Annotated in this window: 17 protein-coding genes; 7 read left to right on the top strand and 10 right to left on the bottom strand. The window is 71.4% G+C overall.

Annotation, left to right across the window (positions count from 1 at the left end; translation table 11 throughout):
* The first annotated feature begins 21 nt into the window (after window positions 1–21).
* A complete protein-coding gene (locus tag AB0I66_RS12945; protein ID WP_363207806.1) occupies window positions 22–246 on the top strand; it encodes an acyl-CoA carboxylase subunit epsilon in 225 nt (74 codons plus the stop codon).
* Between the two features lie 13 nt (window positions 247–259).
* On the opposite strand, the gene AB0I66_RS12940 is transcribed toward AB0I66_RS12945, so the two are convergent.
* The 9 genes from AB0I66_RS12940 to AB0I66_RS12900 all read right to left on the bottom strand — a co-directional run bounded on the left by AB0I66_RS12940 (window position 260) and on the right by AB0I66_RS12900 (window position 9,617).
* Complete coding sequence (locus AB0I66_RS12940) at window positions 260–826, bottom strand: TetR family transcriptional regulator (RefSeq protein ID WP_363207805.1); 567 nt, start codon at window positions 824–826, stop codon at window positions 260–262.
* Between the two features lie 122 nt (window positions 827–948).
* A complete protein-coding gene (locus tag AB0I66_RS12935; RefSeq protein WP_363207804.1) occupies window positions 949–2,601 on the bottom strand; it encodes an FAD-dependent oxidoreductase in 1,653 nt (550 codons plus the stop codon).
* 70 nt (window positions 2,602–2,671) lie between these two features.
* Window positions 2,672–3,943 carry an MFS transporter gene (locus AB0I66_RS12930; RefSeq protein ID WP_363207803.1) on the bottom strand — a complete coding sequence of 424 codons (1,272 nt, stop codon included), beginning with the start codon at window positions 3,941–3,943 and terminating at the stop codon, window positions 2,672–2,674.
* Window positions 3,944–3,993: 50 nt separating this feature from the next.
* A complete protein-coding gene (locus AB0I66_RS12925; protein ID WP_363207897.1) occupies window positions 3,994–4,443 on the bottom strand; it encodes an SAM-dependent methyltransferase in 450 nt (149 codons plus the stop codon).
* Between the two features lie 415 nt (window positions 4,444–4,858).
* A complete protein-coding gene (locus AB0I66_RS12920; protein WP_363207802.1) occupies window positions 4,859–5,674 on the bottom strand; it encodes a methyltransferase domain-containing protein in 816 nt (271 codons plus the stop codon).
* Window positions 5,671–6,441: a hypothetical protein gene (locus AB0I66_RS12915; RefSeq protein WP_363207801.1), complete on the bottom strand. Its 771-nt coding sequence runs from the start codon at window positions 6,439–6,441 to the stop codon at window positions 5,671–5,673. Before AB0I66_RS12915 ends, AB0I66_RS12920 begins: the two co-directional genes overlap by 4 nt.
* On the bottom strand, window positions 6,386–7,861 hold the full coding sequence (locus AB0I66_RS12910) for a radical SAM protein (protein ID WP_363207800.1): 1,476 nt from the start codon (window positions 7,859–7,861) through the stop codon (window positions 6,386–6,388). Before AB0I66_RS12910 ends, AB0I66_RS12915 begins: the two co-directional genes overlap by 56 nt.
* Window positions 7,862–7,991: 130 nt before the next feature.
* The gene (locus AB0I66_RS12905; protein ID WP_363207799.1) at window positions 7,992–8,156 is read right to left on the bottom strand and encodes a hypothetical protein; all 165 of its coding nucleotides are present in this window, start codon (window positions 8,154–8,156) and stop codon (window positions 7,992–7,994) included.
* Window positions 8,157–8,252: 96 nt separating this feature from the next.
* Window positions 8,253–9,617, bottom strand: a complete 1,365-nt coding sequence (locus AB0I66_RS12900; RefSeq protein WP_363207798.1) for a radical SAM protein — start codon at window positions 9,615–9,617, stop codon at window positions 8,253–8,255.
* Window positions 9,618–9,767: 150 nt separating this feature from the next.
* Between AB0I66_RS12900 and AB0I66_RS12895 the strand changes: the two genes are divergently transcribed.
* Together AB0I66_RS12895 and AB0I66_RS12890 are read left to right on the top strand one after the other, a co-directional pair.
* Window positions 9,768–10,280 (top strand): hypothetical protein, encoded by a 513-nt coding sequence (locus tag AB0I66_RS12895; protein ID WP_363207797.1) that lies wholly within the window; start codon window positions 9,768–9,770, stop codon window positions 10,278–10,280.
* A gap of 101 nt (window positions 10,281–10,381) precedes the next feature.
* The gene (locus AB0I66_RS12890) at window positions 10,382–11,386 is read left to right on the top strand and encodes a tellurite resistance/C4-dicarboxylate transporter family protein (protein WP_363207796.1); all 1,005 of its coding nucleotides are present in this window, start codon (window positions 10,382–10,384) and stop codon (window positions 11,384–11,386) included.
* Here AB0I66_RS12890 and AB0I66_RS12885 read toward each other — a convergent pair.
* Window positions 11,370–12,311, bottom strand: coding sequence for a LysR family transcriptional regulator (locus AB0I66_RS12885; protein WP_363207795.1), 942 nt, complete (start codon window positions 12,309–12,311; stop codon window positions 11,370–11,372). The genes AB0I66_RS12890 and AB0I66_RS12885 overlap by 17 nt on opposite strands.
* 155 nt (window positions 12,312–12,466) lie before the next feature.
* On the opposite strand from AB0I66_RS12885, the gene AB0I66_RS12880 reads away from it, so the two are divergent.
* The 4 genes from AB0I66_RS12880 to AB0I66_RS12865 are packed head-to-tail and all read left to right on the top strand — an operon-like array spanning window position 12,467 to window position 16,651.
* Entirely contained in the window at window positions 12,467–13,900 is a 1,434-nt protein-coding gene (locus AB0I66_RS12880) for an MFS transporter (protein WP_363207794.1), read from the top strand.
* 32 nt (window positions 13,901–13,932) lie between these two features.
* Window positions 13,933–14,466 carry a pyridoxamine 5'-phosphate oxidase family protein gene (locus AB0I66_RS12875; protein ID WP_363207793.1) on the top strand — a complete coding sequence of 178 codons (534 nt, stop codon included), beginning with the start codon at window positions 13,933–13,935 and terminating at the stop codon, window positions 14,464–14,466.
* Window positions 14,467–14,472: 6 nt separating this feature from the next.
* Entirely contained in the window at window positions 14,473–15,306 is an 834-nt protein-coding gene (locus AB0I66_RS12870) for a M55 family metallopeptidase (RefSeq protein WP_363207792.1), read from the top strand.
* Window positions 15,299–16,651 (top strand): M20/M25/M40 family metallo-hydrolase, encoded by a 1,353-nt coding sequence (locus AB0I66_RS12865; protein ID WP_363207791.1) that lies wholly within the window; start codon window positions 15,299–15,301, stop codon window positions 16,649–16,651. The genes AB0I66_RS12870 and AB0I66_RS12865 overlap by 8 nt, the downstream gene beginning before the upstream one ends.
* Window positions 16,652–16,659 lie beyond the last annotated feature (8 nt).

The following is a 16,659-nucleotide window of genomic DNA, read 5'->3' as shown; positions in this document are numbered from 1 at the left end:
CACTTCGCAGAAGGAGCACACATGACCACCGCGACCCCCGCACAGCCCCTGGTCCGTGTCGTCAAGGGCGGCAGCGTCCTGGACGAGGAACTCGCCGCCCTGACGGCGGTGCTGCTGTCCCGCGCCGCGGCGGCGGGCCCGCAGGACGGCGACGAGACCGCCGCGGAGTCCGTGTCCGTGGTTCCGCTGTGGGAGCGCCCCGGCCCGCAGTCCCCTTACCGCTCTCCGCTCAGCTGGCGCAACTAGCTCTCGGTAATCCCTAGTTGGCCCAGAGAGCGGTGAGCAGTGAAGGCGCGACCAGCTTCGCCAGCGCCTGCACGGGCAGATCGGCGATCGGCTGCAGCCGCAGCAGATAGCGGGCGAACGCCACACCGAGCAACTGCGCCGCGACCAGACTAGTGTTGGACGCGGCGCGCTCGGCGCCGAGCACACCCGTCAGGCTGCTGGTGAACTGCTGGTGCAGGATGCGCCGCAGCCGCTCGGCCGCCCGCTCGTTGGTCGCGGCGGACCGCAGGAGCAGCCGCAGGGAGCCCTCGTCCGTGTCGTTCTCCCACGGGGCGAGGAAATAGGTGACCAGGACGTACGGCAGCTGTTCCGGGGGAGTGCCCGTCAGGTCGGGGAGGCCCAGGTCGACGTCGAGAGCGGCGTCGAAGAGCTGGTCCTTGGTCCCGAAGTACCGCATGACCATCGAGGGGTCTATCGAAGCGGTGGCCGCGATGGCGCGGATGGTGGCCCGCTGATAGCCGTCGGCGGCGAAGTGCAGCCGGGCGGCGTACAGGATCGCCGCGCGCGTGCGGTGCGAACGTGTGGTCCCGCTGTGGTCCACGGCATCCCCTTTCTCGACCGGGCGGAAGCGGTGGCGGTGCGGTGGCGGTGCGGTGGCCCGGCCGGGCGCGCGGCTTCAGCGGCGCGCACCCGGCCTCGGTGCGGGAGCGGGACTCGGGCCGTCTACGCCTCGGGCCGCGAGGTCAGGCTCTCCGCGCCGGCCTGGTCGCCCGCCTGCTCTCCCGCCGGGGCTTCCGGCGCGGGAGCCGGGGCGGGCCGTGACGGGCGCGCGGCCGGCGTCTCGTGTGTACGGCGGCTCGGTGCCGGGCCCTGGACCCCGCACCACCGGTGCAGTGCCTCGCTCACCCGGTCCTCGTCCGCGCCGCGCTCCTCCGGTCCCGCCACCCAGGCCGCGTACCCGTCGGGGCGGACCAACAAGAGCTCCACGCCCGCGAGTCCGGGCAGCGGACCGGCCACCCGGACCGGGCTCACCCGCGAGCCCCAGTCCTCGGCGAGCTTCGCCGCCGCCCCGTCCGCACTCAGGTCGACGAGCAGGAAGCGACCGTCACGCATCAGCTCGTACAGCCGCACCGGAGGCGCGTCGGGCCGCGGCACGCGCAGGTCGGGGACCCGCTGTCCGACCCGGATCGGGAGGCCGCCGCGACGGCTGCCGCGCACCGAGTAGTCGGCGCGCAGCCCGCTGATCGCCTCCGCCGCGACGCGCCGTGGCCCGCTGTGCGAAAGGAGCCGCGCGAGGACGGTGCGCCGCACGGTGTTGAGCACGGGGGAGGGGTTCGTGGCCAGGCGCGTCGCCCGGTCCGTGGCGCGCAGGATCTGCTCGGCGTGCGGGCGGCGCTCCGCCTCGTAGGAGTCGAGCAGCCCCGAGGGCGCCCAGCCCTGCACCTCGGCGGCGAGCTTCCAGCCGAGGTTGACCGCGTCCTGGATGCCGAGGTTGATGCCCTGCCCGCCCAGCGGCGAATGCAGATGGGCCGCGTCCCCGGCCAGCAGGACCCGACCCGTGCGGTACTGATCGGCGATCCGTTGGTGGATCTTGAACCGGGCGAGCCAGGTCGGCTCGTGGGGTTCCGGGTCGAATCCGAGCGCCTCGGTCAGGAGTCCGCGCAGCTCGTCGAGGGTCACCGGGTCACGCGTCCACGGCCGGTCCCGGTGGGCCACGGCAAGGCGGTACAGGCCGTCGCCGTACGGCACCGAGAGCACGATCCCGCCCCCGCCGTTGCGCAGGAGCACGGCCTCCGGCGGCGGCTTGCGCAGCCGTACGTCGGCGAGGATCGGCGCGATGTCGTAGGTCCGTCCCCGGAAGGCGATGCCCGCGAGTTCGCGTACGACGCTGTGCGCGCCGTCGCAGCCGACGACGAAGTCGGCGCTCTCCTCCCACTCCCCGGCGGGCGAACGCACCTGCAGGGTCACGCCCTTGCCGTCCTGGCCGAGTCCGAACACCTCGGCGTCCCGCTCGATGGTGACGCCGAGATCGATCGCGCGCTGCTGGAGCACCGACTCGGTCCGGCTCTGCGGGATGACGTTGAGGCAGGGGAAACGGGTGTCGAGCTCGGCGAAGTCGACGACCGCGCCGCGCGCCGGGACCATGCGGCGCACCGGCCGGCCGAGGGCCACCAGGTCGTCGGCGTGGCCGCGCAGGTCGAGGACTTCCATGGTCCTGCTGTAGAGGCCCATCGCGCGGGACTGCGCGGAGGGCGCGGTGCGGCGCTCCAGGACCGTGCAGGAGATCCCGGCGGCGGCCAGTTCGCAGGCCAGGGCGAGACCGGTGGGCCCGGCCCCGACGACGATGACGGACTGCTGAGGGGCGCTGGTGGCCACGGGGTCCTCCTTGGACTCGTACGGCTGTGGCGATGGCAGTGGCTGGTTCGGTGGCTGGTGATGGTGTGGTTCAGGGGGCGGGGGCGCCGGACCGCACGGGCGGGCCGGGCGCGGGTGTCGCGGTCCGCGGCAGTCCAAGACGCGCGGCCCAGGTGCCCGCGCCGAGCACGAGCGCCCCGAGCAACAGCCAGCCCACCGGCCCTTGTCGGACCACGAGGAAGGTGATGACGAGCGGCCCGTACGTGTTGCGCGCGGCGTTGCCGAGGCTGAAGAACGCCAGGTAGACCTGGCGCCGGTCCTCGGGCGCGAGGTCGTAGGAGATCGCCCAGGCCCCCGCCTGCTGGTGCATCTCGGCGAACGCCTGGAAGCCGACCGCCGCGAGGATCAGCGTCACGGCTGCCCAGACGGGCACCGCACCGCTGACGGCCAGGACGGCGCAGCACACGGCGAGCAGCAGGCCTCCCCGCCGCAGGGCACGGCCGCCGTCCGCCGCGCTCTGCGTGCCCTTGGTGGCGCGGACCTGGAAGAGCACGACGACGACGGTGTTGAGGACGAGCGTCCAGGCGATGGTGCCCCGCGGGATGTCGTCGTGGGCGAGCACCCAGAGCGGCACGCCCGTGGTCAGTACGGTGACATGCAGGCTGACCAGGGAGTTCAACGAGGTCAGCGCGCTGAACCTGCGGTCCTTCAGGACGCTGAGGCGCTGCCGCCAGGGGAGCGGACGCCCGTTGCCCGCGTCATGGCGGGGTACCCGCAGCCGCAGGACCAGGGCCGCGGCGAGCACGAAGGAGAAGCTGTTGGCGTAGACGGTGCTCACGTACGCCGTGTCGCTCTCCCGCAGCAGCGCCGCGCCGGCCACCAGACCGCCCAGGGCGAGCCCCAGATTCTGCAGCGACCGCGCGCGTCCCATGGCGCGCACCCGCTCCTCCTTGCCCACCGCCGCCCCGAAGAGCCCCTGCACGAGCGGCGACGCCCCGCGGTCGGCCACCGCGAGGACGGAGACCACCACGAGAAACGCCCGGAAGTCCGAGGCCAGCGGGTAACAGAGGAGCAGCGCCGCCCGCACCAGATGTGCGGCGATCAGCATGCGGTGCGGGCCGACACGGTCGGCGAGGACCCCGATCGGCACGAGGGACAGGAACGACACGGCTCCGGCGACGGACAGACCGATGCCGACCTGGCTTGTCCCCAGGTCCAGATACCGCGTGAAGAAGATGACGGACACGGCCATGTAGAGGCCGCTCCCGAGGGCGTCGACGAACACGGCGGCGAGCAGGCTGCCCGCCGCTCCGGGCAGCTTGAGCCGCCGTCCGTCGTGCTTGTGCTCCGTCGGACCCGTCATGTCGCCCTCGCCCCCGTCTCTTTCCGCTGCCTCGCCCGGTGCGGCGTCGCTCAGTAGTAGTCGCGCATCAACTCGTCGGCCCACGAGGGCTGTTCGGTGTCGCCGTGGGGCGCGAACTGCGTCATGTACGGCTTGACGTCGAGGACTGGTGTGCCGTCCACCGCGTCGAGCCCCAGGACGTGCAGGTCGAGGCCGTCCGCCTTGATGAGCCGGCAGCGCGATACGCCGATGCGGTTCGGGCGGTTCTTGCCGCGCTGCGCGAAGATGCCGGCCCGTGGCCAGTCCGGGTTGCCGCGGGGGTGGCGGGCCCCGCGCTCCACCTTCTCGGGCGGCACCCGGTGGAAGTGGAAGACGACTTCGAGGTGCGAGAACGAGTCAAGGCCGAGCAGGGCGTCCGGTCCGAAGCGCCCCGCGTCCAGGCGGATCACGGAGGCCACCGGCCCCCAGTGGTCGTCGACGATTTCCTTGCGGTCGTTGTGCACGGTGGCGATCGGCACGATGCCGGTCACCTCCCCGGGCTCGCCCTGATCCTGGGCTTCGCCCTGCTCCTGGGTGTCGCCCTGCCAGACCTCGCCCCGCACCAGCAGCTCCCCGGCCGTGGCGCGCCCCACCGTGAGGTAGACGTCCTCGCGGGGCACGTCGAGCAGGTCGCCGATGCGGTCCTGAAGCAGCCGCAGAAGGTCGCCCACTTGTGCCCGGCCGTAGCTTTCCTTGCAGACGACGAAGCCCACCGGCGCGGGATTTCCCGGGCCCTGCCACTGCGGCCGGTGGAAGGAACCGGGCTCCACCTGCTGCCACCAGAGCCAGCAGTGGCCCGCCGGGATGCCGAGCAACCCGGTGACGGAGGCGGCGAGTTGGGCGAGCACGGACTCGCCGGGGCTCGGCGCCGGTGAGTACAGCCTGATGACCGGCATCTCAGCGCGCCCCCCGCAGCGGCTTGACGCCGATCACCATGCAGGTGCGCACGGGAATGCGGAACTCGTCGCCGTCCTTGCGGATGCCCAGGGCGTGCAGATGGGCGCTCGGGGCTTCGAGGAGCCGTTGCCGGATGGCCTGTTCGGCCTCCGCCCCCGACGAGGCGATCTCGCACCACCGCTTGACGGGCACGCCGGTGCGACTCTCCGCGAGCGAGCCCCGGGCCACCGGCACGTTCAGACCGGCGTCCTGGAGGAAGCCGACCCACTCCGTGAGGGTGTGGCTGCGGTGGTGGGTCGGGTCGTGCAGCATCTCGAGATCATGGTTGAGGGCGTCGATCTCCGGGTCGCGATGGCCTTCGAGGTCGATGACGGCGAGGCGTCCGCCGGGCCTCAGGAGCCGGGTCATCTCGCCCACCGCCGTCGGCATGTCACGGAAGTGATGCGGGGCCAGGCGCGACACCACGAGGTCGAACGAGGCGTCGGGGAAGGGGAGTTCCTCGGCGAAGGCCTCCGTGGACTCGACCGTGGCCGAGCGTTCCGCGGCGAGCTTGAGGAAGGATTCGAGCATGCTGGGCGCGGGGTCGACGCCCACCAGGCGGGACGGACCCTCGTCGGCGAAGGAGAGCGCCAGGTGGCCTGCGCCGCAGGCGACATCGCAGATGTCCTTGCCGGTCTGTGGGCCGAGCGTCTCGTGCAGGGCCTCCACCGTCGGGCTCGACCGGTGCACCTCGCTGGTGGCGAAGTTGTCGGCGATCTTGTCGAATCGCTGGCTGGAGAGCATGTTCTTGGCCTGCTTCCTCTCGTTCGTCGTCACCGGCCGGCGGCCAGCGCGGTCAGTGCCGAGACCGGGTCCGGCACCGGACCGGCCGCGCAGGGGTGCAGCGTGTGCCCGAGCCCCTTGAACAGATAGACGTGCACGTCGAGCGCGTGCCGTCCGATCAGCCGGGCGGCCGACCACTTGCCGTACATGTCGGGGGTGAGGGCCACGGGCGGCAGGCCGTCGTCGGCCTCGGCGACGTAACCGATCAGGTCGAGGCTGCCGTAGACCAGGTCGAGGGTCTCGATCTGGCTGCTGAGGAAGGTGTCCTCCTCAAGGACCGTGCCGACCAGGACCACCCGGTCGGTCCGGCGCGGGTCGCCGGACGTGAGCATGCGCAGCACGGCCTGCCCGCCCAGCGAGAACCCGATCAGGGTGACCGGGCCTACCGCCAAGTGCTCGTGCGCGCGCAGGAGTTGACCGAGCCGGTCGGCCCGGGCCCGGGAGTCGGAGTCGTCGGCGGGCCGTCCGCGGTCCCTCTCGGGCATGTCGCAGGTGAGGACCTGTGCCCCGTCCGCCACCAGACGGTGTGTCAGGTCCCGCAGCAGTGTGTCGTCGCGGCCCTCGCCGTCGAGGGCGGACACGCTGCCGGGCCCGGCGAGCAGCACGGTCGCGTTCGGCGGCCCGGCCGGGAACGAGCGCCGGGTGCGATAGGCGGCGCCCGCGGGGTCGATCCGCCACTGGGTGCGTTCCTGTACGGCCACGGGATCACCGACGGCAGACGGCTTCGGCGAATCCGCCGACGCGCTGGTGGAAGTAGACACTGATGATCTCCTCGTGCAGCGCCTCGCCGTCCAGCGTGGGGACGACGCTCTCCGCAGTGCCCGGCACCGGCTCCATGAGTCCGCGCTCGATCAGTTCGTCGAAGACCGGGGCGAACGGATCGTCGCGGAACAGCTCCACGCCGAAGCGCCTCCTGAACCTTCCGGCGTCGATCGGCTGGTTCGCCTTGAAGGCGAAGCCGAGCACCATGCCGATGGCCTCGTGGCCCACGAGGCGGCGGCCGGAGGCGAGGGGCAGCCCGGGCCCTTGCTGTAACCGGCGGGCGTAGGAGGAGATGTCGGCGGTGTTGTGGGTCTGCACGATCTCGTCGCCGTCGCCGTCGCCGGTCAGCCAGCCGTACGCGCCGGGGCCGACGGCGATCATCGAGTCGTGCCGCTGCCACTTGTTGCGGGAGACACGGGGGATGTTCCCGTCGGGGTAGACGCCGGGGCGGTTCCACCAGCCGCAGGGGCTCGGGTGGTATCCGCCGTCCAGGAGCGTCTCGACGATGGCCTCGCGCATCTCGTACGTCTCGCCGAGGGCGGGGAAGCGGTGTTCGTCGTTCAGCCGCGCCTTGACGCTCTCGACGTTCCACAGGGCGCGGTTGCCGATGCCCATCTTCGCGCGGTCGGCGTTGCGCAGGCGGTAGATCGTGATGGTGGGTACGTCGAGGTCGACCAGGCGGCGGATGCCGTCGGCGACGGTGGCCACGCTCTGGTGCGGCAGGCCGAACATCATGTCGACGTTGAACGGCCGCCCCGTCGCCCGCAGTTTCTCCACCGCGGTCAGCGACATGGCGGCGTCGTGACCGCGCCCCGCGAAGGCGTTGACCTCGCTCTGCAGGGACTGGACGCCGACACTGAAGCGGTTGAAGCCGATGGCGCAGGCCTCGGCGAGCTCGTCGTGCTGGAAGTTGTCCGGGTTGCCCTCCAGCGAGATCTCGCAGTCGTCGGAGAGCGTGTAGCGCGAGCGTATGTGCCGTATGAGGCGCGCGAGTTGCTCCGTGCCGAGCAGGGACGCGGTGCCTCCGCCGAGGTACACGGACTCGATCCGGGCGGCGGACAGCCAGGGGGAGTGCGCCAGTTGCCGCTCCGACTCGTCGAGGAGCAGGTCGGTCCAGATCCGCGGCGCCCGCTCACCCTCGGGCCCTTCGGGCACCTTGCGCTTGACGTAGTTGCAGAAGTGGCAGACGTACGCGCACAGCGGCACATGGAAGTAGAGATGCGCCGGGCGTCCGGCCCCCGGGTGGCGGCGCAGCGCGTCGGCCACGTGCCGCTCGGACAGCTGCTCGCCGAAGTTGGCGGTCACGTTGATGTTGTAGTCGTCCTGGCCGATCCGCAGCGCGGGGTTCTCCTGGAGCAGTCGCGCGAGCCCGGTGCCGGGGCGGAGGGTGGTGGTACTGGCTGAGGCGGTCTTCTCCATGCTCGTCGCGACCTCGTCTCTGGTGACGGGATATGGACTGGGAGGCGGCGGGGCCGTCCCGGCCCGGCCCCGCGTCAGGGGCGGGGCCGGTGCCGGGCGGCGGTGCGCCGGATTACGGGTCCGGTGGGGCTCAGACCTCGACCTCGATGACCGTGGCCTCGGTGACGGTGGTGGCCTCCACCAGCGTCGTCTCGGAGGGTGCGGTGGCCGAAGCGGCGCCGACGGCGCTCAGCGTCACGCCCTCCTGCCCCGGCTCCAGGTGGATGCGGATGACCTTCTTCTCCTCGGCTCCCATGGATCTTTCCCTTCGGTGGGGCGGCTTCGGTGCTGCCGCCGTGGACGGGGGCCCGCTCACGTCGTCGGGAGCGGGGGTCAAAGGGCGCTGCGGCGGCTAACGCGGGGTCAGCGTCAGCCGTACGTCGCGCTGGGCGCGCCCACGCCAGTAGCGGCCGGAGCGCAGGGTGAACTCCTGGAGGTATTCGGTGGCCCCGCAGCCCTTCGGGTCGCCGGTGATGTTGCGGGCGAGGGGCGGGCAGCGGAACTGGCACCAGATGTCCTCCTGGGCCACCGGGCACTGGCCGCAGACGGAGTGGTCGCTGAACCTGATGTCGCGGAACTCGTCGAAGCCGTGCTCCCAGATGTCCCTGAACGAGCGCTCGGTGATGTTCCCCGCGCCGTAGAGCTGGCCGGACATGCAGTTGCTGCACGGGTACACGTCGCCGCGGCTGTTCACGTAGACGACGGAGCGCCCGCACTTCTCCTGCCCCACGGCGCGTTCGAGGCGCTGGCAGAACTTGATGGTGTCGACACCGCGGATCTCGTCCGCCGCGCGCCGCCCGGCACCACTGCCGGAGCCGGCGCCGTCCCCGGCGGCCATGCCCGGGTCCGACGAGTACCGCTCCATGCACCGCTGGTAGACGCCGAAGACCTCATCGATGTCCTCGGGCCTGAGCAGCATGTTCGGGTGGAGCAGGGCGCGGCCCACCGGGTGGGTCTCCAGCCACTGGGGCCGGGGATAGCCGTGGTCGGCGCACCAGTCGAAGATCTCCTCGGCGTCGTGGATGTTGTTGCGGTGCACGGAGATCGCGGTGCGGAACACATGCCCGTGCTTGCGCATCATCTCGAAGGCGCGCTGCAGCTTGGGGAAGTCCATCTTGCCGCGCACGGTGCGCTCGGGGTCGGCGGTGTCGAAGCTGATGAAGAACGACTGTCCCGCCGGGATCTCGGCGAGCCGCTCCTCGGTGACGAGCAGCCCGTTGGTGAAGATCTGGGTGCTGAACGGCTTGCCGCGCGCATGCCGGATGATCTCCCCGGCGTCCCGGTGCGAGAAGATCTCACCCCCCGTCAGGAACACCTGGAGTACGCCCATCTCGGCGAAGTCGTCCAGGAGTTGCTTGATGCGCGGGGTGGACATCTCGTCCGGCCGCTTGAGCGCGGAGTCCGCGTAGCAGTGCCGGCAGCGCAGGTTGCAGAGGTTCGTGGTCTCCACGAACGCGATGGCGGGTGCGGACAGGTGGAACCGCTCCAGCTCCACCAGGGGGTCGGTGAGCACATGGCTCATCAACTCGGCGGAGGAGACCGGGTCTCCGGCGTTGTGACGCAGGATCAGCTCCCTGGCGGGCGCGGCGAGGAACTCGACGTGCCCGTCCGGCAGGAGAGCGACGAGACCGCCGTCGTTCATCTGGAAGGGGATCTGTTGCACGAGCGAGCCCTGCCTCTCCTGGTCGTAGGGGGCGCCGTGGGGGCGGAGGAACATCAAAGTCAACACCCGTTGAACTCGTCCGGTGTTGAACTCTACGACCGTTGAATACAGCTTGGCAAGGCACCTGCGACAGGTGCCGCGCACCCTCCCCCGGACCGCATCCGGCATTTGCGGGTACGCGTCAACCCTCCCTAGGTTGACCCGATGGGCCTCTTCGACAAGCTGACCGGCACCAAGCACCCCAGCAGTGGTGTCAGACCACGTGCGGCCGATGACGTGCGGGCCGCGCTGCTCGGGCTCAACGGCTCCGACGTGCCGTACCGCGTACGCAACGGCACCCCTTCCGAAGGCGCCGATCTCGTGGCGGAGTGGCGGATCCTGGAGCCCGCCTGGCACACCTTCTTCGTCCGCACCCAGCTGGACCGGACCCTCAAGACCCGGATGCGCCTGGTCCCGGACAGCAACGAGGTGCGTGCCCTCGACGAGCAGTGGCAGGTCTCGTGGGTCGGGGACACCCCCAGGCTCGCGCAGTCACGCGAGTACTCCCGCGGGCAGTCGACCGTGAAGTCCCGGCGGTGGACCTACGAGCGCGGCGCCGACGGCAAGCTGCACAAGAAGGAGACCTTCAGCTTCGATCCCGCCGACATGAAGGACCCCCTGCGCGACGCCGTCCTGGGCGCGGGGTGGGTGTGGCGGGGAGTGGTCTTCAAGCTGTGAGCGGCCACAGCCCGCGCAGGGCGCGGCCACCTCGGCGTGCCGGGGGCTCGCGGGCGTGTCAGGATCGCGGCCAGGGGCTCGTACGTTGATGGAGTCGCGCCATGCCGAGCGATGCAGCCAGCGGCCGCGGTCCGCGCCGGACGGTCTGGGCGGACGGACTGCCGCCCGCGTCCGGAGCCGTGGTCATGGCCACCGCCGTGCTCTCCGTCGCACTGCACCTGCTCGGCGTGGAGTGGGCGTCGGTGGCGCTGCTCGTGGTGGCGGGGCTGGTGTGGGTGTTCCTCGCCACCGTCTTCGTACGGCATCTGCTGACCGAACGGAACCGCTGGCGCCATGAGATCGACACCCCGCCCGCCCTGACCGCCGTCGCCGCGACGGCGGTCCTCGGCACCCGCCTCTCCCTGCTCGGACACCAGCCCGTCTCGGTGGCGCTGCTCTGCCTCAGCGTGCTGCTCTGGCCGCTGCTCATGTCCCACGTCATCCGGCACTGGCAGAGCAGGGTCCCGGGCGCCGCCTATCTGGTGTGCGTGGCCACCCAGGCGATCGTCGTCCTCGCCGCCACCGTGGCCACCGCCGACCGGCAGGCGTGGCTGATGTGGCCCGCCCTCGTGCTCTTCGTCATCGGCCTCGTCCTGTACGGCGTGGTGCTGCTCCGCTTCGACTTCCGCCAACTCGCCACCGGCCGGGGCGACCACTGGATCATCGCGGGTGCCATGGCCATCTCCGCCCTCGCGGGCTCCAAGCTGGTCGCCGCCGCCGTGCCGGACGGCACGCTGGAATGGGCCACCCCGGCGCACGACGTCCTGCGCTCCGTCACCCTGATCGCGCTCGGCCTCGCCTTCGCCTGGTACGCGGTGCTCGTCGCCTGCGAACTGCGCTGGCCGCGCCCCCACCACGACGTACGCCGCTGGGCCACCGTCTTCCCCCTCGGCATGACCGCCGTCGCCGCGCTCTCCACCTCCACGGCCGCGGACGTACCGGCGCTCTGGACCTGCGGAAAGGTGCTCGTCTGGCCGGCGCTCGCGGTCTGGGCCGTGGTCGCCGTCGGCGCGGTCCGCGCGATGCGCCGCACCGGAACCCCCACCTCTGTCAGCCTGCCGCGGTGACGGCCCCCGGCACCACGCTGCGGGGATCTCCCTGCGCCACCTCGTGGGCCACCTCGCGTGCGGTCCGCGCGAAGGTCGCGACCGCCCCCGTGCCGTGCCCGGCCCGCCACACCAGCCCGTAACCGACCGGCTCGGCATCGGCGAAGGGCACGTAGGCGACTCCCGGCCGGGTGAAGTACGTCCCGGTGTGCGCGGGGGCCAGGAACGCGCCCTTGCCGCCCGCGACCAGCATCAGTGCCTCCTGCATGTTGGTCACCCCGGGACCGCGGCCGATCGGTGCGCCGGACGGGGTGCGGGAAGGGACGTGGTGCTCGAGCCAGTAGTCGGGCACCTCGCCCGCGATCGTCAGGAGCGGCACCCCGGCCAGGTCGTCGAGCGAGACCGAGTCCCGCGCCGCCAGCGGATGCGCCGAGGCGATCGCGAGGACACGCTCCTCGGCGAGCAGCGCGGGACCACCGCCCAAGTCCTCCTCGCGCACCGGGAACTCCGTCAGCTGAACGTCGAACTCGCCCTTGCGCAACTGCCCGTACGGATCGCCGAGCGGCACCTCGCAGATCTCCACGGCAAGACCCGGATGGCTCACGCGCAGCGCCTCCGTCGCCCGCATCACGATCTCGCCGGCCAGCGGGTTGGCGAAACCGACGTGCAGCACGCTGTCGATGCCGCGCGCCGTGGCCGCGGCCCGCTCGACGGCGGCGTCGATCGCCCGGTGGTGCGGCTCCAGGTCGGCGCGGAGCTGCCGGCCGAGGGCGGTGAGGCCGACGCGGCGGCTCGTGCGGACGAACAGCGGTGCGCCCACCCGGCGTTCGGTGCGCTGGATCAGCTGGCTCACCCGGGCCCGGGACAGCCGCATGCGCTCGGCCGTCCTGCCGAAGTGCAACTCCTCGGCCAGGAGCAGAAAGCACTCCACTTCATCGCGTTCCATCGACGTCCCCCCAGGCAGTGCGGATCGGTAAGCCCGGTTGAACGAACGTTGCGATCTTCGCCGTTGTTCCGCCTCGCGCCCTGACCGAGGGTGAGTGAGCCGGGAAATCCCCCGGCAACACCCCCGCACCATCGATGAATTGGCGGAGAAGAGACATGAGCTCACAGTTCAAGCCCCGTGAGTGGGGTGTCCTGCTCGTCCTGTGCGGCGCGATCTTCCTGGAGGGCATCGACGTCGCCATGCTCAACGTGGCCCTGCCGTCCATCCGCGCCGACCTGGGCCTGTCCACCGGCTCCCTGCAGTGGGTCATGAGCGCCTACGTCCTCGGCTACGGCGGCTTCATGCTGCTCGGCGGCCGCGCCGCCGACCTCTTCGGACGCCGCCAGATGTTCGTCTTCTGGCTCTCCGTCTTCCTGGTCTTCTCCGGGCTCGGCGGATTCGCCACCGAAGGCTGGACCCTGATCGTCGCCCGCTTCGTCACCGGCGTCGCCGCGGCCTTCATGACCCCCGCGGGCCTCTCCATCATCACCACCGGCTTCGAGGAGGGCCCGCGCCGCAACAAGGCGCTGCTCTTCTACTCCGGCACCGCCGCGGGCGGCTTCTCGATCGGCCTGGTCGTCGGCGGACTGCTCACCGCGATCGGCTGGCGCTGGGTGTTCTTCGTGCCCGTGGTGCTCTCCGCCCTGATCCTGGCCGCCGCGCTCGCCTACGTCCCCAAGTCACCGCGGCCCGACCGCACCGGGCAGAGCGTCGACCTGGCGGGCGCCCTCACGGTCACCGGCGCGATCGTGCTGCTCGTCCTCGGCGTGGAGCGCGCATCCCACGCGAGCGCCGCCGCCACGATCGGCACGCTCGCCGCGGGTCTCGCCCTCCTCGCCGTCTTCGTCGCAGTGGAGCGCCGCTCGGCCTCCCCGCTCGTCCGTCTGGGGATCTTCCGCAGCGGCGCCCTGGTCCGCGCCAACCTCGCGGGGCTCTTCTTCGCGGGCGGCTTCTTCGGATTCCAGTTCCTGGTCGTCCTCTACCTCCAGGAACTGCGGGACTGGTCCACGCTGCAGACCAGCCTCGCGATGATCGTCATCGGTCTCGACGCGGTGCTCTCGCCCACCGTCACCCCCAAGCTGGTCGAACGCTTCGGCAACGCCCGCGTCATCTTCGGCGGTCTTCTCCTCGCCGCGCTCTCCTACGCCCTGTTCCTGCCGGTCGGCGCCGACTGGACGTACCTGGCGATGTTCCCCAGCCTGATCATCCTCAGCCTCGGCTTCGCCCTCACCTACGGACCGCTCACCATCGTCGCCACCGAGGGCGTCAAGGAGGAGGAGCAGGGCCTGGCCGGCGGACTGCTCTACACCGCCTTCCAGTTCGGAGCGGCCCTCGGACTTTCCACCGTCACCGCCGTCAACGTCTGGGCCACCACGTCGAGTTCACCCTCCGCTCTCCTTGACGGCTACCGCGCGGCCCTCTGGGTCCCGCTCGCCGCGGCCCTGCTCGCCGCACTCGTCAGCGGCTTCGGGCTCCGCTCGCGGCCCGGCACGGTGACGGCGTCCGGCGACCCGGCGGCCGGCCGCACCGAAGCCCCCGCGACCCACTGACCCGCCACCCGGCCCAGCAAGGAGCACCCGACATGCCCACCACCAAAGTCAGCGACTTCTCCGAGGTGCGGGACACGTTCTTCTCGTACGTACGCGACATCAAGTACGCCACGATGATCACCGTCGACCGGAAGCACCGCCCCCGCGCCCGCGTCCTGCTCCCCGTCTGGGAGATCGTCGAGGGCCGCCCGGTCGGCTGGCTCGCCGCGTACAAGACCCCCGTCAAGGCCGCCCACCTGGCCGACAACCCGCACACCACCTACTCCTACTGGAACCCCCGCCAGAACACCGTCCATGTGGACGCCCTCTCCGCCTGGGCCGAGGACGAGGCGTCCAGACGCCACGCCTGGGAGCTCTACACCCGGGGCGGCCCGCACGGCGTCGGCTACGACCCCGTGCACTACTGGCGGGGCGGCCCGGAGGACCCCGAGTACCACGTGATCCGCATCGAGCCCTGGCGGATCCAGCTGGTCCGCGGCTCGGACCTGCGCAGCACACTCTGGCAACCGGCACGCGACGCGGTCACCGACGGATCTGGTCCAGGAGTTGGCGAACGCGTAGCGTGAGGCGGCATGAAGATCCTGATCAGCGCAGACATGGAGGGGGCCACGGGTGTCACGTGGCCGGCCGACGTGCTGCCCGGTACGCCGCAGTGGGAGCGGTGCCGTTCGATGTTCACCTCGGACGTCAACGCGGCCGTGCTCGGCTTCTTCGACGGGGGCGCCGACGAGGTGCTCATCAACGAAGCCCACTGGACCATGCGCAACCTGCTCCTGGAGGACCTCGACGAGCGGGCGGAGATGCTCACCGGGCGGCACAAGTCCCTCTCCATGGTCGAGGGCGTCCAGCACGACGACGTGGACGGCATCGCGTTCATCGGCTACCACGCGGGCGCCGGCATGGAGGGTGTGCTCGCGCACACCTACCTCGCCAACTCGATCACCGGGGTATGGGTCAACGGAGAGCGGGCCAGCGAGGGGCTCCTCAACTCCCATGTCGTCGCCGAGTACGGGGTCCCCGTCGTCCTCGTCACCGGCGACGACCTGGCCTGCGAGGACGCCCTCGGGTACGCGCCAGGCGCGCTGAAGGTCGCCGTGAAGGACCACGTGTCGCGGTACGCGGCGGTCTGCCGCACCCCGCGGCGGACCGCCTCCGACATCCGCGCCGCGGCCAAGGAGGCGGTCCCGCTGGCCGTACGGCACGCACCGGTACAGGGCGGCCCGTTCACCGTGGAGCTCGAATTCGACGCCGAGCACCTGTCCATGGCGTCCACCGTGGTGCCGGGCGTGCGGCGCACCGGCGAGCGGAAGGTCGCGTACACCAGCGAGACCATGTACGAGGGCATTCGTACGTTCAAGGCGGTCACGACGATCGCATCGGCCGCCGTGGAGGAGCAGTATGGCTGAGGAGCAGCCGGGGCATCGGAGCACCGGACACGTCGACGGGCAGGCGCTCGACGAGGTCGTCCGGTTCACCTCCGACCTCATCCGCATCGACACCACGAACAGGGGCGGCGGCGACTGCCGGGAGCGGCCCGCCGCCGAGTACGCGGCCGAGCGCCTGGCCGGAGCCGGGCTCGAACCCGCGCTCCTGGAGCGGACACCGGGCCGTACGAACGTGGTGGCGCGCATCGAGGGCACCGACCCCTCCGCCGACGCGCTGCTCGTGCACGGCCATCTGGACGTCGTCCCCGCCGAGGCCGCCGACTGGAGCGTGGACCCCTTCTCCGGGGAGATCCGCGACGGCGTCGTCTGGGGCCGCGGCGCCATCGACATGAAGAACATGGACGCGATGATCCTTGCCGTGGTGCGTGGCTGGGCGCGCGCGGGCGTGCGGCCACGGCGGGACATCGTGATCGCGTTCACCGCCGACGAGGAGGCCAGCGCCGAGGACGGTTCCGGTTTCCTCGCCGATCAGCACGCGTCCCTCTTCGAGGGCTGCACGGAAGGCGTCAGCGAGTCCGGCGCCTTCACCTTTCACGACGGCCGCGGCAATCAGCTCTATCCCATCGCGGCGGGGGAGCGCGGCACCGGCTGGCTCAAGCTGACCGCGCGCGGCAAGGCCGGCCACGGCTCGAAGGTGAACCCCGACAACGCCGTGAGCAAGCTGGCCTCGGCGATCGCCCGCATCGGTGAGCACCGCTGGCCGGTGCGGCTCACGCCGACGGTCCGGGCGTCCCTGACCGAACTGGCCGCGCTGTACGGGGAACAGGCCGATCTGGACGCGCCCGGATTCGACGTGGACGCGCTCCTGGAGAAGCTCGGCCCGGCCGCCGACCTGGTCGCGCCGACCGTACGGGGCAGCGCCAACCCGACGATGCTGCAGGCCGGTTACAAGGTGAACGTCATTCCGGGCGAAGCCGTCGCCTATGTGGACGGCCGGTATCTGCCGGGCGGGGAGGAAGAGTTCGCCGCCACCCTTGACCGGCTCACCGGAGTGGACGTCGACTGGGAGTTCCACCACCGCGAGGTGGCGCTGCAGGCGCCGGTCCACTCGTCGACGTACGCGAAGATGCGGGCAGCCGTCGAGGAATTCGCGCCCGAGGGACAGGTCGTGCCGTACTGCATGTCCGGCGGCACGGACGCCAAGCAGTTCTCGCGACTCGGCATCACCGGCTACGGCTTCTCGCCGCTGAGGACACCGGAGGGCTTCGACTACCAAGCGCTCTTCCACGGAGTCGACGAGCGCGTCCCCGTCGACGCGCTGCACTTCGGCGTCCGCGTACTCGACCGCTATCTGAGAACGGCCTAGGGAACACA

Source organism: Streptomyces sp. NPDC050439 (genome assembly GCF_040655335.1).
In the GTDB taxonomy this organism is placed as follows: Bacteria; Actinomycetota; Actinomycetes; order Streptomycetales; family Streptomycetaceae; genus Streptomyces.
Note: the sequence above shows the minus strand (reverse complement) of the source record. Positions and strands in the feature narration are given on the sequence as shown.

Coding starts and splice junctions, on each gene's coding strand:
- AB0I66_RS12945 (WP_363207806.1), top strand. CDS start 22: ATGACCACCGCGACCCCCGCACAGCCCCTGGTCCGTGTCGTCAAGGGC.
- AB0I66_RS12930 (WP_363207803.1), bottom strand. CDS start 3,943: ATGACGGGTCCGACGGAGCACAAGCACGACGGACGGCGGCTCAAGCTG.
- AB0I66_RS12910 (WP_363207800.1), bottom strand. CDS start 7,861: ATGGAGAAGACCGCCTCAGCCAGTACCACCACCCTCCGCCCCGGCACC.
- AB0I66_RS12905 (WP_363207799.1), bottom strand. CDS start 8,156: ATGGGAGCCGAGGAGAAGAAGGTCATCCGCATCCACCTGGAGCCGGGG.
- AB0I66_RS12900 (WP_363207798.1), bottom strand. CDS start 9,617: ATGTTCCTCCGCCCCCACGGCGCCCCCTACGACCAGGAGAGGCAGGGC.
- AB0I66_RS12895 (WP_363207797.1), top strand. CDS start 9,768: ATGGGCCTCTTCGACAAGCTGACCGGCACCAAGCACCCCAGCAGTGGT.
- AB0I66_RS12890 (WP_363207796.1), top strand. CDS start 10,382: ATGCCGAGCGATGCAGCCAGCGGCCGCGGTCCGCGCCGGACGGTCTGG.
- AB0I66_RS12885 (WP_363207795.1), bottom strand. CDS start 12,311: ATGGAACGCGATGAAGTGGAGTGCTTTCTGCTCCTGGCCGAGGAGTTG.
- AB0I66_RS12880 (WP_363207794.1), top strand. CDS start 12,467: ATGAGCTCACAGTTCAAGCCCCGTGAGTGGGGTGTCCTGCTCGTCCTG.
- AB0I66_RS12875 (WP_363207793.1), top strand. CDS start 13,933: ATGCCCACCACCAAAGTCAGCGACTTCTCCGAGGTGCGGGACACGTTC.
- AB0I66_RS12870 (WP_363207792.1), top strand. CDS start 14,473: ATGAAGATCCTGATCAGCGCAGACATGGAGGGGGCCACGGGTGTCACG.
- AB0I66_RS12865 (WP_363207791.1), top strand. CDS start 15,299: ATGGCTGAGGAGCAGCCGGGGCATCGGAGCACCGGACACGTCGACGGG.